Source organism: Pseudonocardia sp. (assembly GCF_025465255.1).
GTDB lineage: Bacteria > Actinomycetota > Actinomycetes > Mycobacteriales > Pseudonocardiaceae > Pseudonocardia.
In genome coordinates, this window is the sequence record NZ_JAODNI010000223.1 from 1 (window position 1) to 17,481 (window position 17,481).

Below are 17,481 nucleotides of genomic sequence, written 5' to 3' on the forward strand. Positions count from 1 at the left end.
CGCGGCGGCCGCGGGAAGCATGCTGGGCACCACCGCCGTGATGATCTTCAACGAGACCGTCAGCGTGCCGTGGGCCGTGATGAAGTGGACCGAGTTCTACAAGCACGAGTCCTGCGGCAAGTGCACCCCGTGCCGCGAGGGCACCTACTGGCTCGTGCAGATCCTCGAGCGCATGGTGCACGGCGAGGGCACCGAGGCAGATGTCGAGACGATGCTCGACATCTGCGACAACATCCTCGGCCGTTCGTTCTGCGCTCTCGGTGACGGCGCGACGAGCCCGATCACCAGTGCCATCAAGTACTTCCGCCAGGAGTTCCTGGACCTGATCGCCGAACAACCCGCGGTCGCGCGTCCGGAGCAGCTGGCCGAGCTGACCGGAGCCACGGCATGACGCCCGCCGACGTTCTCTTCCCCGCGGAGGCGGAGAAATGACACTCGCGCCCGAGGAGAAGAAGGAGGCGCGGCCCGTCCCCGAGGGCCACGTCAGACTGACGATCGACGGCATGGAGGTCGACGCGCCCAAGGGCGAGCTGCTCATCCGTGCCTGCGAGCGGCTGGGGATCATCGTCCCGCGGTTCTGCGACCACCCCCTGCTCGACCCGGCCGGTGCCTGCCGCCAGTGCCTGGTCGAGGTGGAGATGGGCGGGCGGCCGATGCCCAAGCCGCAGGCGAGCTGCACCATGACGGTGGCCGACGGCATGGTCGTGCGTACCCAGCACACCTCGGCGGTTGCCGACAAGGCGCAGCAGGGCGTGATGGAGCTGCTGCTCATCAACCACCCGCTCGACTGTCCGATCTGCGACAAGGGCGGCGAGTGCCCGCTGCAGAACCAGGCGATGGCCCACGGCCGCACCGACTCGCGGTTCGTCGAGACCAAGCGGACCTTCCCGAAGCCGCTGCCGATCTCGACGCAGGTGCTCCTGGACCGGGAGCGCTGCGTGCTCTGCCAGCGCTGCACCCGGTTCTCTGAGCAGATCGGCGGCGACCCGTTCATCGACCTGCTGGAGCGCGGTGCCGACCAGCAGATCGGCGTGGCCGAGGACAAGCCGTTCCAGAGCTACTTCTCCGGCAACACCATCCAGATCTGCCCGGTCGGCGCACTGACCAGCGCGGCCTACCGGTTCCGCTCCCGGCCGTTCGACCTCATGTCCACCGACGGGGTGTGCGAGCACTGCTCGTCGGGATGCGCGCAGCGCGTCGACACCCGACGGGGCACCGTTCTGCGGCGGCTCGCCGGCGACGACCCGGCCGTCAACGAGGAGTGGAACTGCGACAAGGGGCGGTTCGCATTCCGTTACCTCGGCTCGCAGCAGCGGATCACCCGGCCGCTGGTCCGCGGTTCTGACGGCGTGCTCGCCGAGACCTCCTGGACCGAGGCGCTCACCGTCGCGGCGCAGGGCCTCACCGCCGCCCGCGCGGGTGGCATCGGGGTCCTAGCCGGCGGCAGGCTGACGGTCGAGGACGCCTACGCCTACGGGAAGTTCGCCCGCGTGGCGGCCGGCACCAACGACGTCGACTTCCGGGCCCGGCCGAGCTCGGCCGAGGAGCTGAAGTTCCTCGCCACGCACGTCGTCGGCCAGGGCCCGGAGACGCTCGACTACGCGCGTCTGGAGGCCGCGCCCGCGGTCCTGTGCGTGGCGTTCGAGCCGGAGGAGGAGTCGCCGATCGTCTTCCTGCGGCTGCGCAAGGCGGCCCGCCAGCACGGCCAGCAGGTATTCCACCTCGGTCAGTGGACCACCCCGGCGATCGAGCGGACGTCGCGTGAGGTCGGGGCAGCCGCCCCGGCGGCCAAGGACAATCTCGTCCCCACGGTGCCGGGGGCCGAGGCGATCGTGCTGGCCGACCTGCCCGCCCACGTTCTCGATGCGCTGACCGGCGGTGGCGTCATCCTCGTCGGCGAGCGTGCTGCCGAGGTGCCCGGCCTGTACTCCGCCGTCTCGGCGCTCGCCGCCCGTACGGGTGCGGCGGTCGGCTGGGTGCCGCGCCGGGCCGGTGAGCGCGGTGCGCTCGACGCCGGTGCCGTGCCCACGCTCCTGCCCGGTGGCCGCGCGGTCTCCGACGCGAGTGCGCGTGCCGAGGTCGAGGCGGCCTGGCGCCTGGCCCCGGGCACGCTGTCCGCCACCCCGGGCCGCGACACCGACGAGATCCTGGCCGCCGCCGCGATCGGGGAGCTGGCCGCACTGGTGGTGGGCGGGCTCGACCCGCACGACCTCGCCGATCCCGCCGCGGCGCTCGCCGGGCTGCGCGAGGTCGGGTTCCTGGTCAGCCTGGAGCTGCGCACCTCGGCCGTCACCGAGCTGGCCGACGTGGTGCTGCCCGTCGCTCCCGACGCCCAACGCTCCGGCAGCTACCTCAACTGGGAGGGCAGGCGCCGCGAGTTCGGCCCCGCCCTCGATCCGAGCGGCGTGCTCCCGGACTGCCGCGTGCTCGACACGCTGGCCGTCGAGATGGACGTCGACCTGTTCACGCAGACGCCGGCGGCCGCCGCCGGTGAGCTGACCCGGCTCGGGCTCCGGACGGGCGCCGCCCCGGCCCCGCCGTCGGTCCCCGCAGCCCAGCCGCTGCGTCCCGGCTTCGGGCAGGCGGTGCTCGCGACCTGGCGCCAGCTGGTGGACGACTCCTCGCTGGCCGTCGACGAGCCTGCGCTGGCGGGCACGGCGCGGCCCGCGTTCGCGCGGCTCAACGCGGCGACGGCCGAGCGGCTCGGCCTCACCGAGGGCGAGCCGACCACGGTGCGTACTGACCGCGGTGCGATCACGCTGCCGGTGGCGCTGGCCGATCTGCCCGACGGGGTCGTGTGGCTGCCGGCGAACTCGGACGGCTGCCGGGTCCACAGCGTGCTCGGGGTCGGGCACGGCGACCTCGTGGGGGTGACGGCGTGAGCACCATGACTGTTCAGGCGCAGGCGCAGGAAGGCCTGACGCGCACCCAGCAGCTGCTGGCGGACGACCCGCTCTGGCTGGTGCTGCTCAAGGTGGTGGCGCTGTTCGCGATCGGCGTGGTGCTCACGCTGTTCATGATCGTTTTGGAGCGCAAGGTGGTGGGCCGGATGCAGCAGCGTCCCGGCCCGAATCGCACCGGCCCCGGCGGCTGGCTGCAGAGCCTCGCGGACGGGCTGAAGCTCGCCTTCAAGGAAGACATCATGCCGGTGATGGCCGACAAGCGGGTGTACTTCATCGCCCCGGTCATCTCGACGATCCCGGCCTTCGTGGCGTTCTCGGTGATCCCGTTCGGCGGCGAGGTCTCGATCTTCGGCGAGCGGACCGTGTTGCAGTTGGTGGACCTCCCCGTCGGGGTGCTGGTCGTGCTCGCCTGCAGCTCCATCGGCGTCTACGGCATCGTGCTCGGGGGCTGGGCGTCCGGTTCGCCGTACCCGCTGCTCGCCGCGCTGCGCAGCGCGGCTCAGGTGATCTCCTACGAGATCGCGCTGGGTCTGTCGATCGTCGGTGTCATCCTCTACGCGGGCTCCCTGTCCACGGCCGACATCGTCGCGTCGCAGAGCAGCGGCTGGTATCTCCTGCTGCTCGCGCCCAGCTTCGTCGTCTTCCTCATCGCGATGGTCGGCGAGACCAACCGTGCCCCGTTCGACCTCCCCGAGGCGGAGTCCGAGCTCGTGGGCGGCTTCCACACCGAGTACTCGTCGCTGAAGTTCGCGCTGTTCTTCCTGGCCGAGTACGTCAACATGGTCACGGTCTCGGCCATGGCCACCACGCTGTTCCTCGGCGGTGGTCAGTGGCCGTGGCCGCTGTCGTTCCTGAACGCCAACGGCTGGCTGCAGTTCATCGCGTTCCTGATCAAGATGTTCATCTTCCTGTTCATCTTCATCTGGCTGCGTGGCACGCTGCCCCGCCTGCGCTACGACCAGTTCATGCGCCTGGGGTGGAAGGTGCTGGTCCCCGGCAGCCTGCTGTGGATCCTGACGATCTTCGCGATCCGCACCTACCGCACCAGCGGCGCCGGCAACGTCACCACCCTGCTGGTGGCCGTCGGCATCGGGCTTGCGGTCGTGCTGGTGGTGGCGTTCCTCGTGCCCGACCGGCAGGTCGAGGAGCAGGTGGTCGAGCTGGCCTCCGACTATCCGGTGCCGCCGCTCGACCTTTCGGTGCCCACACCGTCGCGGCACAAGCTCCGCGCCCGCCCGGTCGACGCCGGTCAGGTCCGGAAGCCGGCCCTGACCGGTGGTCCCTCTGCCAAGGAGACCGAAGATGTTTGAGTTCTTCAAGGGCTTCGGTGTCACCTTCTCGACGATGTTCAAGAAGGTCGTCACCGAGGAGTACCCGGAGAACTTCCCGCCGGCCGCCCCGCGTTACCACGGCCGCCACCAGCTCAACCGGCACCCGGACGGGCTGGAGAAGTGCGTGGGCTGCGAGCTGTGCGCCTGGGCCTGCCCGGCCGACGCGATCTACGTCGAGGGCGGGGACAACACCGAGGAGGAGCGCTACTCCCCGGGGGAGCGCTACGGCGCGATCTACCAGATCAACTACCTGCGCTGCATCGGCTGCGGCCTGTGCATCGAGGCCTGCCCCACGCGCTCGCTCACGATGACGAACTTCTACGAGATGGCGGACGACAACCGGCAGGACCTGATCTACACGAAGGAGCAGCTCCTCGCCCCGCTGCTGCCCGGCATGGAGCAGCCGCCGCACCCGATGCGGCTCGGGAACGACGAGCAGGACTACTACGTGCAGGGCCCGGCGCTCGCCCGGAGATCGGCGCAGCGCAGCGCCGCGGGCGAGCCGGGTGTGGAGAACGATCCCGTGGGGGAGCAGGTCCGATGATCTCGGTACTGGCCCAGGCCGCGGACCAGGGCGGGGGGCTCGTCAGCACCGGCGAGGCCGTCGTCTTCTGGATCCTCGGCCCGGTGGCGCTGGCGTCCGCGCTGGCCATGGTCTTCGCCCGGAACGCGGTGCACTCCGCACTGTTCCTGGCCGCGACGATGCTCTCGCTCGCGGTGCTCTACATGATCCAGCAGGCGCCGTTCCTCGGCTTCGTGCAGATCATCGTCTACACCGGCGCCGTGATGATGCTGTTCCTGTTCGTGCTGATGCTGGTCGGCCGGGACAGCTCGGACTCCGTTGTCGAGGTGCTCCGCGGGCAGCGTGTCGGGGCACTGCTGCTCGGGGTCGCGTTCGCGCTGCTCCTGGTCGCGGGCGTCGGACGGGCGTTCAGCGAGGTCACGCCCGCGGGCCTCGGTGAGGCGGGCTCGAACGGCAACCTGACGGGCATCGGACGGTTGGTCTTCACCAAGTACCTGTTCTCGTTCGAGCTGACGTCCGCGCTGCTCATCACCGCCGCGCTCGGTGCGATGGTGCTGGCCTTCGCCCAGCGCCGGCAGAGCGCGAAGCAGGGCCAGCGCGGCAGCGTGATCCAGCGGCTGCGCGGGGACCGGATCTCCCCGCTGCCCGGCCCCGGCGTCTTCGCCACGGCGGACTCGGTCGCCGTGCCCGCGCTTCTGCCGGACGGCTCGATCGCCCCCGGGTCGCTCTCGGAGATCATCGAGGGGACGCCGGTGGACGAGAAGCCCCGGCGCGAGCCGGACGCCCACGCCCTCACCGACGGTCGGGCCTCTACGAAGGTGGTCGACGAATGACCCCGACGTACTACCTGCTGCTCTCCGCGCTGCTGTTCTCCATCGGCGCGGTGGGTGTGCTGGTGCGCCGCAACGCGATCGTCGTGTTCATGTGCATCGAGCTGATGCTGAACGCGGTGAACCTCTCGCTGGTGACCTTCGCCCGCATCAACGGCTCGCTCGACGGCCAGGTCATGGCGTTCTTCGTCATGGTCGTCGCCGCGGCCGAGGTCGTGGTGGGGCTCGCCATCATCATGTCGATCTTCCGGACCCGTCGTTCGTCCTCCGTGGACGACGCGAACCTTCTGAAGTACTAGACCCACGGGGGCTGCGCCCCCGTGCACCCCCGAAAGGCCTGGAGTGCACGCCGTGACCGAACTCCCCGAGGTGCTCCCCGCCGGCGGGGCCGCCTCCCTCGCGTGGCTGCTGTTCGTGCTGCCCGCGGCGGGTGCCGTGATCCTCTTCCTGGCCGGGCGGCGCGCGAACGCCACCGGCCACTGGCTCGGCGTCGCGACCGTCGCGGCGTCGTTCGTGCTCGGCCTGGTGATCTTCTTCGAGACACTGGGCCTGGCCCCGGAGCAGCGCACCCGTGAGGTCGACCTGTTCCACTGGATCACATCCGGGTCCCTCGACATCACGTTCGGGCTCCGGCTGGACCCGCTCTCGCTGACGTTCGTGCTGCTCATCACCGGGGTCGGGTCGCTGATCCACCTCTACTCGGTGGGCTACATGAAGGAGGACCCGGGGCGCCGGCGGTTCTTCGCGCAGCTCAACCTGTTCGTCGCGGCGATGCTCGTGCTCGTCCTCGGCAACAACTTCGTGATGCTCTACCTCGGCTGGGAGGGCGTCGGCCTGGCGTCCTACCTGCTGATCGGCTTTTACCAGGACCGCCCGTCCGCGGCGACCGCCGCGAAGAAGGCGTTCCTGATGAACCGTGTCGGCGACGTCGGGCTGGCCATCGCGATCTTCCTGATCTGGCTCAACCTCGGCACCCTGCAGTACGGCCAGGTCTTCGCCCGGATCGGCGAGGTCCCGCCGGGCACGGTCCTGGCGATCACGCTCCTGCTGCTCCTCGGGGCCTGCGGCAAGTCCGGCCAGTTCCCGCTGCAGTCCTGGCTGCCGGACGCGATGGAGGGCCCGACCCCGGTCTCGGCCCTGATCCACGCGGCCACGATGGTCACCGCGGGCGTCTACCTGATCGCCCGCACGCACCCGATCTACGACCTCACCGGGACCGGACGGCTGGTCGTCGCGCTGATCGGCATGGTCACGCTGCTGATCGGGGCGATCATCGGCTGCGCCTACGACGACATCAAGAAGGTCCTCGCCTACTCCACGGTCAGCCAGATCGGCTACATGTTCCTGGCCGTCGGGCTCGGCCCGGCCGGATACGCGCTGGGCATCTTCCACCTGCTCACGCACGGTTTCTTCAAGGCCGGCCTGTTCCTCGGGGCCGGGTCGGTCATGCACGCCATGAACGACGACGTGAACATGCGGCGCTACGGCGGCCTCGCTCGGTACATGCCCATCACGTTCATCACCTTCGGCCTCGGCTACCTGGCGCTGATCGGCTTCCCGTTCCTGTCCGGCTACTTCTCGAAGGACGCGATCATCGAGGCCGCGTTCGCGCAGCCCGGCTGGCAGGGCTGGGTGTTCGGGCTGGCGGCGACGCTGGCCGCGGGGCTCACGGCGTTCTACATGACCCGCCTGGTGATCATGACCTTCTTCGGCCCGGAGCGCTGGAAGGGCATCAAGGCCCCGGACGGGCACGACTACCACCCGCACGAGGCCCCGTCGACCATGACGATCCCGATGATCGTGCTGGCGTTCGGCTCGGTGTTCGCCGGTTTCGTGCTCTCCGCGCTCGGCCTCCCCGAGTGGCTCGCCCCGTCCCTCGGGGAGCTCCGGGAGCCGGCGGGCGGCGTGCTGCCGCACGCCCTGATCCCGTGGCTCGTGGTCGCGCTGTCGGCGCTCGGCGTGCTCGTCGCCGTGCTCGTCGTCGGCCGCCGGCCGACGCCGCTCGAGCGGCCCGAGCCCGTCTCGCTGCCGGTCCGGGCGGCCCGGCGGGACCTCTACGCGAACGCCCTCAACGAGACCCTCATCGCCCGGCCGGGCGTCTGGCTCACCCGCGCGCTGGTGTTCGTGGACAACCGCGGCGTCGACGGCCTGGTCAACGGCATCGCGGCCGGGCTCGGCGGGAGCTCGTCGAGGCTACGAAGGCTCCAGACGGGATTCGTCCGAAGTTATGCGCTGTCGATGCTCGGCGGATCGGTGTTCGTCGTGGCGGCCCTGCTGGCGGTGAGGTTCGCGTGAACACGATCGCACCCGACTCCGGCGGCAACGTGCTGCTGCTCGTCCTGCTGGCCCTCCCGGTCCTGGGCGCGCTGGCGATGTACCCACTGCGGCGCAACATCCCGCTCGCCAAGGGCGCCGCGATGGGGACGGCGCTGCTCGAGTTCGTCCTCGTCGTCGTCGTGTACCTCAGCTACTCCACGGAGGCCGCGGCCTCGGGCACCCGGTTCCAGCTCGAGTTCTCGGCGCCCTGGATCCCGGCGTTCGGCACGCACTTCGCCTTCGGCATCGACGGCATCGCGCTGGTCCTCATCGCGCTCACCGCGTTCCTGGTCCCCGGCCTGATGCTCTTCGCCTGGGCGGAGAAGCTGCCCGAGGGCCGGACGATGTCCGGCTACTTCGCGCTGCTGCTGGCCACCGAGGCGACGCTGATCGGCGTCTTCACGGCCACGGACGTCTTCCTGTTCTACGTCTTCTTCGAGGCCATGCTCATCCCGATGTACTTCCTGATCGGGCGCTTCGGCGGCCCGAACCGGCAGTACGCCTCGGTGAAGTTCTTCCTCTACTCGCTGCTCGGCGGGCTGATCATGCTGGCGTCGCTGATCGGGCTGTACGTGACGAGCGCCGAGCAGCTGGGCCAGGGCACGTTCACCTGGACGGACCTGCAGGCGATCGCCGCGAACACCCCGACGTCGACCCAGATCTGGCTGTTCGTGGGCTTCTTCGTCGCGTTCGCGATCAAGGCACCGCTGGTGCCGTTCCACACCTGGCTGCCCGACGCCAGTGCCGAGGCGCCGATCGTGGCCGCGGTCCTGCTCGTCGGCGTGCTGGACAAGGTGGGCACGTACGGCTTCCTGCGCTACTGCCTGCCGCTGTTCCCCGAGGCGTCCAGGACCCTCGCGCCGCTGGTGCTGATCCTGGCCGTGATCGGGATCCTCTACGGCGCGCTGCTGGCCGTGGGGCAGAAGGACATGAGCCGGTTCGTCGCGTACACCTCGATTGCGCACTTCGGCTTCATCGCGCTCGGGACGTTCGCATTCTCCAGCCAGGCCTTCGCCGGCGCGGCGCTCTACATGGTCAACCACGGGCTCTCCACCGGCATGCTCTTCGTGATGGTGGGCCTGCTGGTCGCCCGCGGGGGCTCGCGCCTGATCTCGGACTACGGCGGTGTCTCGAAGCTCGCGCCCGTGCTCGCCGGCTGCCTGCTGCTGGCCGGGATGTCCTCGCTCGCACTGCCGGGCACGAACTCGTTCGTCAGCGAGTTCCTGGTGCTCGTCGGCTCGTACCCGCGCGAACCCGTCTACACGATCCTGGCCACGGTCGGGATCGTCTTCGCCGCCCTCTACATCCTGTGGTTCTACCAGCAGACGATGCAGGGCCCGGTCCGCGGCAACGCGGTGATCGGGGCGCTGGAGCGGGCCGGGGCCGGTGGTCCGGGCGCGATGATCGACCCGAACGTCGCCGCGAAGCGCGGCAGCGGGTTCCCGGACCTGACGAAGCGGGAGATCGGGGTGCTCGCCCCACTGATCGTCGTGATCGTGGTGCTCGGGTTCTTCCCCGGCCCGCTGCTCGACGTGATCAACCCGTCGGTGGCCGCGACGATGCAGGAGGTCGGCCTCCCCGACCCGGTGTCCCTGGGAGGGATCGCCCGATGATCAGCTCCGTACTCGCCCAGGTTCCGGTGGCGCCGATCAGCGCGCCGGCCGTGGACTACGCGGCCGTCATGCCGCTGCTCGTCGTGCTCGGCGGCGCCTGCGTCTCGGTGCTGCTGGAGGCGTTCCTCCCGCGGCACCAGCGCTGGCCCGCCCAGGTCGCGTTGTCCGTGCTGGTCATCGCGGTCGCGGGTGTCTCGCTGGGGATCTACGCCGGGGACGCGCCGGCCGCCGGCGTCACGACGCTGTCCGACGCGCTGGCGATCGACGTCCCGACGCTGTTCCTGTGGGGCACGCTGCTGCTCCTCGGGTTGGGCAGCCTCCTGCTGATCGCGGACAGGTCCGTGGAGCCCGGCGGCGCATTCATCGCGTCCGCGGAGGAACGGGCCGCCGTCGGCGCGACCGTGGGGTCCGCCGGGACCTCCGAGCCGGGGGACGAGCCCGAGCACGTCGACCGCTCCTACGGGGCCCCGGGCGACGCCCCGACCATGCAGACCGAGGTCTTCCCGTTCGCGCTGTTCGCGCTCGGCGGGATGATGGGCTTCGTCGCGGCGAACGACCTGCTCACCATGTTCGTGGCGCTCGAGGTGCTGTCGCTGCCGCTCTACCTGATGTGCGGGCTCGCGCGGCGCCGCCGGCTGCTGTCCCAGGAGGCGGCGGTCAAGTACTTCCTGCTGGGCGCCTTCGCGTCGGCGTTCTTCCTCTACGGTCTCGCGCTGCTCTACGGCTACGCGGGCTCGGTGCGGCTGACGGACATCGCCAACGCCGCGGCGGGCTCCCTGAAGTCCGACGCGCTGCTGTTCGGCGGGCTCGCGCTGCTGATCGTCGGGCTGATGTTCAAGGGCTCCGTGGGCCCGTTCCACACCTGGACCCCGGACGTCTACCAGGGCGCCCCGACGCCGGTCACGGCGTTCATGGCAGCCTGCACGAAGGTCGCGGCGTTCGGCGCCATCCTGCGGGTGCTCCACGTGGCCTTCGGCTCCACCCACTGGGAGTGGCGCGGGATCATGTGGGCGGTCGCGATCGCGTCGATGTTCATCGGCGCGATCCTGGGCCTCACCCAGACCGACGTGAAGCGGATGGTCGCGTACTCCTCGATCGCGCACGCGGGCTTCCTGCTCCTCGGCGCCATGGCCATCACCCGCGAGGGCGTCTCCGGGACGCTGTTCTACCTCCTCGCCTACGGGTTCACGACGCTCGCGGTGTTCGGCGTGATCTCGCTGGTCCGGGATTCGGATGGTGAGGCTACTCACCTGTCCCAATGGGCGGGTCTGGCGAAGCGCTCGCCGATCCTCGCCGGGGTGATGACGTTCCTGCTGCTCGCGCTCGCCGGCATCCCGCTCACGAGCGGGTTCACCGCGAAGTTCGCGGTGTTCTCGGCCGCCCTCCAGGACGGGATGGCCCCGCTGGTGGTGATCGCCCTGGTCGCGAGCGCCGTCACGGCGTTCTTCTACCTGCGTGTGGTGGTGCTGATGTACTTCAGCGAGACCCCCGCGGACGGCCCGACGGTCACCGTCCCGGGTGCGTTCACCACGGTCGCCATCACCCTGGGCGTGATCCTGACGCTGCTGCTGGGCATCGTCCCGACCCTGGCGCTGAACTGGGCGGGAGCCGGTGTCCTCGCGGGCTGAGCCCGGCGTGTCGGTGCCGGGCGCATCCTCCGACGGGGCCTCGTAGGCTGATGGGCGTGGAGACGCAGAGTGTGGCGGGTGTGGAGCTCGCCGACCCGGCCCTGGCCGCATCGACCGAGGCCGGGCTGGAGCGGGTCGAGGACCTCCTGCACCGCGAGGTGGAGAGCGGGTACCGGTTCGTCACCGAGACCTCCTTGCACCTGATCGACGCCGGTGGTAAGCGGTTCCGGCCCCTGTTCACGCTGCTCAGCGCGCACGTGGGGACCGAGCCGGAGAGCGACGACGTGGTTCGGGCCGCGGCGGTGGTCGAGCTGGTGCACCTCGCCACGCTCTACCACGACGACGTCATGGACTCCGCCACGATGCGCCGCGGGGCGGAGAGCGCGAACCACCGCTGGGACAACACCGTCGCGATCCTGACCGGGGACTTCCTGTTCGCCCACGCCTCCCGGCTGGTGGCGGACCTCGGGCCGGACGCGGTGCGGATCATCGCCGAGACGTTCGCCGAGCTCGTCACGGGGCAGATGCGGGAGACCCGCGGCCCGCGCGAGGGCGACGACCCGGTCGAGCACTACCTGCAGGTGATCGCGGAGAAGACGGGATCGCTCATCGCGACGGCCGGCCGCTACGGCGGCATGTTCTCCGGCTGCACCCCGGAGCAGGTGGACTCGTTGCAGCGCTTCGGGGCGACCATCGGCACCGCGTTCCAGATCTCGGACGACATCATCGACATCGCGTCGCCGTCCGGGGACTCCGGCAAGACCCCGGGCACGGACCTGCGCGAGGGCGTGCACACGCTGCCGATGCTCTACGCGATGCAGGAGCCGGGGTCCGAGCGCCTGCGCGCGCTCCTGGCCCGCCCGATCACGGACGACGCCGAGGTGGCCGAGGCCCTGGACCTGCTCCGCGCGGGCAACGGCATCCAGCGCGCCAAGGACACCCTCGCGGGCTACGCCGAGGAGGCCCGGGCCGAGCTGGGCAAGCTCCCCGCCTGCCCCGCCGTCGACGCCCTGGGCACCCTCACCGGCTACACCATCGACCGCACCGGCTGATCACTCCGCAAGTCGGCACTTCCCGTCGCGCGAGTCGGCACTTCCCGTCGTCCGAGTCCGCTAACCCGGGACCACCCGAGATGTGCTTCCCGGGCGACCGGAAGTGCCGACTCGCGGGGATCGGGAGTGGCGGAGGAGGTCGATCGTGAAGAGGATCAGCGCGACCCAGACGAGGCCGAAGCCGACCCAGCGGGTGAGTGGCATGTCCTCGCCGTTGACGAGCACGCCCCAGAGGAACTGCAGGGTCGGCGTGATGTAGGTCAGGGTGCCGAGGGTCGTGAGCGGGATCCGGCGCGCCGCGGCCCCGTACAGCAGCAGCGGGACGGCCGTGGCCGGGCCGGCCAGGACCAGCAGGACGTCGTGCAGGGCGCCGTGGCCGAGGACGGTCCCCGAACCGCTCATGCCGAACACGACGACGGCGGCGAGCGCGAACGGGCCCAGCACGAGGCTCTCGGCGGTGAGGCTCGCCGTCGCGGGCAGCGGCACGGTCTTCTTCAGCAGCCCGTAGATCCCGAACGACGCCGCCAGCACCAGGCCCAGCCAGGGCGGCGCGCCGTTCTCGACGCTCAGCACGACCACCGCCGTCGTGGCGATGCCCAGGGCGACCCACTGCGACACCCGCAGCCGCTCCCGGAGCACGACGACGCCGAGCAGCACGCTGACCAGCGGGCTCATGTAGTACCCCAGGGCGATCTCGACGACGTGGTCGATCGCGACGCCGTAGATGAACATGCCCCAGTTGACGGTGATGAACGCGGCCGCGGCGGCGACCGTCAGCGAGCCGCGCAGGCGCAGTGCCCGCAGCGCGCCCCACCCGCGCAGCACCGAGAGCACCCCGGCCATCAGGACGGCCGTCCACAGGATGCGGTGGGCGAGTACCTCCAGCGGCGGCGCTGGATCCAGCAGCGGCCAGAACGCGGGGAACAAGCCCCAGACCCCGTGTGCGCCGACGCCGAGGCCGAGGCCCCGCCGATCCACCTCCATCGCCGTGCTCGTCACCCCGTCATCAGAACATTCCTACCTGTTCGCGGCGAACGGTCCGGCACGTCCGCAGGTCACGAGCCGTGATCGAAACGAGACCGGAACGTGATGCGGCTAGGTCACCGTCACCCGTGATGCGGCGACCACCTGCTCGGGGGAGGCGTTCTCGCCGAACGCGAGTCGAGTGAAGGCGAGAGACGACTGTGGCCCGAGGTTCGCTCACGCCGGCGCACGCCGCCGGCCCGGGACGCCCCCGGCGAACCGGCGTCTGGCTCGTCGGTGCCCTCGCGATCCCGGTGGTGCTGGCCGGCCTGGCCCTCGTCTGGCCCGGCCCCGGCATCGCGGACGACCTGCACGGCCGGGCGGTGGCGGCACTCGGCTCGGCGGGCCTCCATGGCGTGACGGTGGGCCTGAGCGGCCGGGACGCGGTGCTGGCGGGCGTACCGAGCGGGCGCGAGTCGGAGGCGACGCGGATCGTCCAGGGGGTCGAGGGTGTGCGGGAGGTGCAGGTGCGGCCCGGCACGTCCGTCGCGGCGCCGCGCACCACCGAACCCGAGCCCGCGCCCACCGCCGCCCTGCCCGGCGGGCCGCCCGCCCCGGGAACGACGGACGCGGACCGCCAACGCGTGGCCGCCCTGCTCGCCCGATCCCCGCTGCTGTTCACCGGCGACAGCGCGTCCCTGACCCCGTCCACCGCCCGGGTCGTCCAGGAGCTCGGCGCGCTGCTCACGCAGCTCCCGGCGGCGCCGATCGAGCTGGTCGGCCACACCGCGGACTCCCCGGACTCGACGGTCGACGCGCAGGCCCTTTCCGAGCAGCGCGCGGCGGCGGTCGGGGAGGCCCTGGTGGCCGCCGGGGTCGATCCCGCCCGGATCCGCGCCCGCGGTGCCGGGACCACCAACCCGCTGGCGTCGCAGGCCGCGAGCCGGCGCGTCGAGCTCATCCTCGGATAGGAGCCGTCATGGTCTGGCTGTTCGGGCAGGTGTGGGTGCTGCTCCTGGTCGCGTTCCTGCTGGGGGCGCTGCTGACCTGGGTGGCGTTCGTCGTCCCGTTGCGGCGCGCGGCCCGGCGCGCCCCCGGTTCCGACGCCGTGTGGTCACCGCCCCCGTGGTTCCCGGCGGGCCGGACCTCGACGCCGCAGGCGCGGGCTCCCGAGCCGCCCCGCGCCCGGGCGCCCGAGCCGCCCAGGATCCCGGCCCCGGCGGACCCGGCTCTGGCCGAGCTCGACCAGCGCCGGATCTCGGCCCGGCACCGCTCGACCGGGGCGGCCGCCGCCAGTGCGCTCGAGGGCCTCGCCGACGGCGACGACGGCCCGAGCATCCCGCGGCAGACCCGACCGGACCGGTCGTGACGATCACCGAGCCGTGAGGACCGCCGAGCCGCCGACCCCGGAGACGACGAGACCGCCGGCCCCGAGGGGACCGGCGGTCGTCGAACGTGGTGCTCGGGCCGTCAGGCGACGGTCCAGGTGTCGCGGCCGTTGAGCAGGGCTTGCAGGTCGGGTGTGCCGGCGTGGTCCTTGGCCTGCTGGACCTGGGCGCGGACGGCGTCGTCGTAGGTTCCGCGGTCGATGTTGCGGAAGATCCCGGTGACGGTGTGGGTGAGGTCCTGGTCCGAGAGCCGGGACAGCGCGAACGCGAGTTCGTGATTGCCCGCGTCGTGCACGACGATCTGCGACGGGCCCACCGAGGCGGCCTCGACCACGGAGAGCCGGAAGCCCTCCTGGACGACGGCGTAGCTGCCCAGGCCGTCCGCGCCGGCGGGGCCGAAGCGGATCGGCTCGCCGTGGCGGATCGGGACGAGGCGCTGTTCCTTGGTCTCGGGTTTGCGCAGGATGTCGAAGCTGCCGTCGTTGAAGATCGGGCAGTCCTGGAAGATCTCGACCAGGGCGCTGCCGCGGTGCGCGGCAGCGGCACCCAACACTTCGGTGAGGCCCTTGCGGTCGGAGTCCAGGGCGCGGCCGACGAAGGAAGCCTCGGCCCCGAGTGCGAGGGAGATCGGGTTGAACGGGTGGTCGATCGAGCCCATGGGGGTGGACTTGGTGACCTTCCCGACCTCGCTGGTGGGGGAGTACTGGCCCTTGGTGAGGCCGTAGATCCGGTTGTTGAACAGCAGGATCTTGAGGTTCACGTTGCGGCGCAGCGCGTGGATCAGGTGGTTGCCGCCGATGGAGAGGGCGTCGCCGTCGCCGGTGACGACCCACACGGAAAGGTCGGGGCGGGAGACGGCGAGGCCGGTGGCGATGGTGGGGGCGCGGCCGTGGATGGAGTGCATCCCGTAGGTGTTGAGGTAGTACGGGAAGCGGCTGGAGCAGCCGATCCCGGACACGAACACCGTGTTCTCGCGCTTGATGCCCAGGGTGGGGAGGAACTGGCGGACGGCGGCGAGGACGGCGTAGTCCCCGCAGCCGGGGCACCAGCGGACCTCCTGATCGGAGGTGAAGTCCTTCGCGGTCTGCTTCGCGTCGGTGGTCGGGACCAGGTCCAGGCCACCGATCGCGGGTAGTCCCAGGTCTGTGCTCATGCCATGGCTCCGGAGGAGATGTCGGTGCTCGTGGTGGGGTGCGACCCCGTCAGGTAGTCCCCGCTGATGTAGCCGAGGAACACGTCCTGCAGTTCCTCGGCCTTGAACGGCAGCCCGGAGACCTTGGTGTAGGACTTCGCGTCGACCAGGAACCGGGCGCGCAGCAGCAGCGAGAGCTGGCCGAGGTTCATCTCGGGCACCAGCACGGTGCGGTAGCGGCCCAGGACCTCCCCGAGGTTGGCCGGCAGCGGGTTGAGGTTGCGCAGGTGCGCGGTGGCGATGCTCTTGCCCTTGTTCCGGACCCGGCGCGCGCCGGCGCCGATCGGGCCGTAGGTGGAGCCCCAGCCGATGACCAGGACCTCCGCGTCGCCGGTGGGGTCGTCGACCTCGATGTCGGGCACCAGAATGCCGTCGATCTTGGCCTGGCGCAGCCTCACCATGCGGTCGTGGTTGTCCGGGTCGTAGGAAATCGAGCCGCGGCCGTCGGCCTTCTCCAAACCGCCGATGCGGTGCTCGAGCCCGGGGGTGCCGGGCACGGCCCACGGCCGGGCCAGGGTGTCCGGATCGCGCAGGTAGGGCCAGAACTCCCCGGACCCGTCCGGGGCATTCGGCTCGGTCGCGAACTGCGGGTCGACCTTCTGCAGGGTGGAGGCGTCGGGGACCTTCCACGGCTCCGAACCGTTCGCCAGCGACCCGTCGGACAGGATCATCACCGGGGTGCGGTAGCGGACGGCGATCTCGGCGGCCTCGATCGCGGCGTGGAAGCAGTCCCCCGGGGACTGCGGCGCGATGATCGGCAGCGGGGCCTCGCCGTTGCGCCCGAACATGGCCTGCAACAGGTCGGCCTGCTCGGTCTTGGTCGGCAACCCGGTCGAGGGTCCGCCGCGCTGCACGTCGATGACCAGCAGCGGCAGCTCCAGGGCCACCGCGAGCCCGACGGTCTCCGACTTCAGCGACACACCGGGACCGGAGGTGGTGGTCACCCCGAGCGCGCCACCGAAGCTGGCCCCGAGGGCGGCGCCGACGCCGGCGATCTCGTCCTCGGCCTGGAAGGTGGTCACGCCGTAGGCCTTGTGCTTGCTCAACTCGTGCAGGATGTCCGAGGCCGGGGTGATCGGATACGAGCCCAGGAAGACGGGCAGCCCGGTGGTCTGCCCGGCCGCGACCAGGCCGTAGGAGATCGCGGTGTTCCCGGTGATCTGCCGATACGTCCCGGTCTGCAGCTTGGCCGGGGCGACCTCGTAGGTCACCGCGAACGCCTCGGTGGTCTCGCCGTAGGCGTGCCCGGCCTTGAACGCCAAAATGTTCGCCTCGGCCAGATCCGGGCGCTTGGCGAACTTCTCCCGCAGGAACCGCTCGGTGCCCTCGTGCGGCCGGTGATACATCCACGACAGCAACCCGAGCGCGAACATGTTCTTGGAGCGTTCGGCGTCCTTCTTCGACAGGCCGGTCTCCTCCAGCGCACCCTTGGTCAGGGTGGCCATGGCGACCTGATGCACCGCGAAGTCGGCCAGCGAGTCGTCCTCGAGCGGGTTCTGCTCGTACCCGACCTTGGTCAGGTTCCGCTTGGTGAACTCGTCGGTGTTGACGATGAGCACCCCGCCCTTGGGCAGGTCGGCGATGTTCGCCTTCAACGCGGCCGGGTTCATCGCCACCAGCACGTCCGGCCGGTCCCCGGGAGTCAGGATGTCGTAGTTCGCGAAATGCAGCTGAAACGACGACACCCCCGGCAACGTCCCGGCAGGCGCCCGGATCTCGGCCGGGAAGTTCGGCAACGTCGA

Annotated in this window: 15 protein-coding genes; 12 read left to right on the top strand and 3 right to left on the bottom strand. The window is 70.9% G+C overall.

Annotated elements, in window-relative coordinates:
- The 10 genes from JWP64_RS27995 to JWP64_RS28040 form a co-directional block, all read left to right on the top strand.
- Positions 1-391, top strand: a 391-nt coding sequence (locus JWP64_RS27995; protein WP_297502947.1) for an NADH-ubiquinone oxidoreductase-F iron-sulfur binding region domain-containing protein, incomplete at its 5' end; no start/stop codon positions are given.
- Between the two features lie 37 nt (positions 392-428).
- A complete protein-coding gene (locus JWP64_RS28000) occupies positions 429-2,882 on the top strand; it encodes an NADH-quinone oxidoreductase subunit G (protein ID WP_297502948.1) in 2,454 nt (817 codons plus the stop codon).
- A 35-nt stretch (positions 2,883-2,917) separates the two neighbouring features.
- Positions 2,918-4,213 carry an NADH-quinone oxidoreductase subunit NuoH gene (gene nuoH / locus JWP64_RS28005; RefSeq protein ID WP_297502969.1) on the top strand — a complete coding sequence of 432 codons (1,296 nt, stop codon included), beginning with the start codon at positions 2,918-2,920 and terminating at the stop codon, positions 4,211-4,213.
- A complete protein-coding gene (nuoI, locus tag JWP64_RS28010; protein ID WP_297502949.1) occupies positions 4,206-4,778 on the top strand; it encodes an NADH-quinone oxidoreductase subunit NuoI in 573 nt (190 codons plus the stop codon). The genes nuoH and nuoI overlap by 8 nt, the downstream gene beginning before the upstream one ends.
- The gene (locus tag JWP64_RS28015) at positions 4,775-5,590 is read left to right on the top strand and encodes an NADH-quinone oxidoreductase subunit J (RefSeq protein ID WP_297502950.1); all 816 of its coding nucleotides are present in this window, start codon (positions 4,775-4,777) and stop codon (positions 5,588-5,590) included. Before nuoI ends, JWP64_RS28015 begins: the two co-directional genes overlap by 4 nt.
- The gene (gene nuoK, locus JWP64_RS28020; RefSeq protein WP_297502951.1) at positions 5,587-5,886 is read left to right on the top strand and encodes an NADH-quinone oxidoreductase subunit NuoK; all 300 of its coding nucleotides are present in this window, start codon (positions 5,587-5,589) and stop codon (positions 5,884-5,886) included. The genes JWP64_RS28015 and nuoK overlap by 4 nt, the downstream gene beginning before the upstream one ends.
- 52 nt (positions 5,887-5,938) lie before the next feature.
- On the top strand, positions 5,939-7,882 hold the full coding sequence (gene nuoL / locus JWP64_RS28025; RefSeq protein ID WP_297502952.1) for an NADH-quinone oxidoreductase subunit L: 1,944 nt from the start codon (positions 5,939-5,941) through the stop codon (positions 7,880-7,882).
- Entirely contained in the window at positions 7,879-9,516 is a 1,638-nt protein-coding gene (locus JWP64_RS28030; protein WP_297502953.1) for an NADH-quinone oxidoreductase subunit M, read from the top strand. Before nuoL ends, JWP64_RS28030 begins: the two co-directional genes overlap by 4 nt.
- The gene (gene nuoN, locus JWP64_RS28035) at positions 9,513-11,144 is read left to right on the top strand and encodes an NADH-quinone oxidoreductase subunit NuoN (protein WP_297502955.1); all 1,632 of its coding nucleotides are present in this window, start codon (positions 9,513-9,515) and stop codon (positions 11,142-11,144) included. The genes JWP64_RS28030 and nuoN overlap by 4 nt, the downstream gene beginning before the upstream one ends.
- 50 nt (positions 11,145-11,194) lie before the next feature.
- Complete coding sequence (locus JWP64_RS28040; RefSeq protein WP_297502957.1) at positions 11,195-12,196, top strand: polyprenyl synthetase family protein; 1,002 nt, start codon at positions 11,195-11,197, stop codon at positions 12,194-12,196.
- A gap of 60 nt (positions 12,197-12,256) precedes the next feature.
- On the opposite strand, the gene rarD is transcribed toward JWP64_RS28040, so the two are convergent.
- On the bottom strand, positions 12,257-13,195 hold the full coding sequence (gene rarD / locus JWP64_RS28045) for an EamA family transporter RarD (protein WP_297502959.1): 939 nt from the start codon (positions 13,193-13,195) through the stop codon (positions 12,257-12,259).
- Between the two features lie 185 nt (positions 13,196-13,380).
- Between rarD and JWP64_RS28050 the strand changes: the two genes are divergently transcribed.
- The gene (locus JWP64_RS28050; protein ID WP_297502961.1) at positions 13,381-14,130 is read left to right on the top strand and encodes an OmpA family protein; all 750 of its coding nucleotides are present in this window, start codon (positions 13,381-13,383) and stop codon (positions 14,128-14,130) included.
- A gap of 8 nt (positions 14,131-14,138) precedes the next feature.
- A complete protein-coding gene (locus JWP64_RS28055; RefSeq protein ID WP_297502963.1) occupies positions 14,139-14,528 on the top strand; it encodes a LapA family protein in 390 nt (129 codons plus the stop codon).
- A 101-nt stretch (positions 14,529-14,629) separates the two neighbouring features.
- Here the strand turns inward: JWP64_RS28055 and JWP64_RS28060 are convergent, their stop codons facing one another.
- Positions 14,630-15,700, bottom strand: coding sequence for a 2-oxoacid:ferredoxin oxidoreductase subunit beta (locus tag JWP64_RS28060; RefSeq protein WP_297502965.1), 1,071 nt, complete (start codon positions 15,698-15,700; stop codon positions 14,630-14,632).
- The coding region (locus JWP64_RS28065; protein ID WP_297502967.1) for a 2-oxoacid:acceptor oxidoreductase subunit alpha at positions 15,697-17,481 on the bottom strand (1,785 nt) is incomplete at its 5' end. The genes JWP64_RS28060 and JWP64_RS28065, both read right to left, overlap by 4 nt.

Bases quoted from the DNA above. Each gene is read 5' to 3' on its own strand.
- nuoI (WP_297502949.1), top strand. From the start codon at position 4,206: ATGTTTGAGTTCTTCAAGGGCTTCGGTGTCACCTTCTCGACGATGTTC.
- JWP64_RS28055 (WP_297502963.1), top strand. From the start codon at position 14,139: ATGGTCTGGCTGTTCGGGCAGGTGTGGGTGCTGCTCCTGGTCGCGTTC.
- JWP64_RS28000 (WP_297502948.1), top strand. From the start codon at position 429: ATGACACTCGCGCCCGAGGAGAAGAAGGAGGCGCGGCCCGTCCCCGAG.
- JWP64_RS28040 (WP_297502957.1), top strand. From the start codon at position 11,195: ATGGGCGTGGAGACGCAGAGTGTGGCGGGTGTGGAGCTCGCCGACCCG.
- nuoN (WP_297502955.1), top strand. From the start codon at position 9,513: ATGATCAGCTCCGTACTCGCCCAGGTTCCGGTGGCGCCGATCAGCGCG.
- JWP64_RS28015 (WP_297502950.1), top strand. From the start codon at position 4,775: ATGATCTCGGTACTGGCCCAGGCCGCGGACCAGGGCGGGGGGCTCGTC.
- JWP64_RS28060 (WP_297502965.1), bottom strand. From the start codon at position 15,700: ATGAGCACAGACCTGGGACTACCCGCGATCGGTGGCCTGGACCTGGTC.
- nuoK (WP_297502951.1), top strand. From the start codon at position 5,587: ATGACCCCGACGTACTACCTGCTGCTCTCCGCGCTGCTGTTCTCCATC.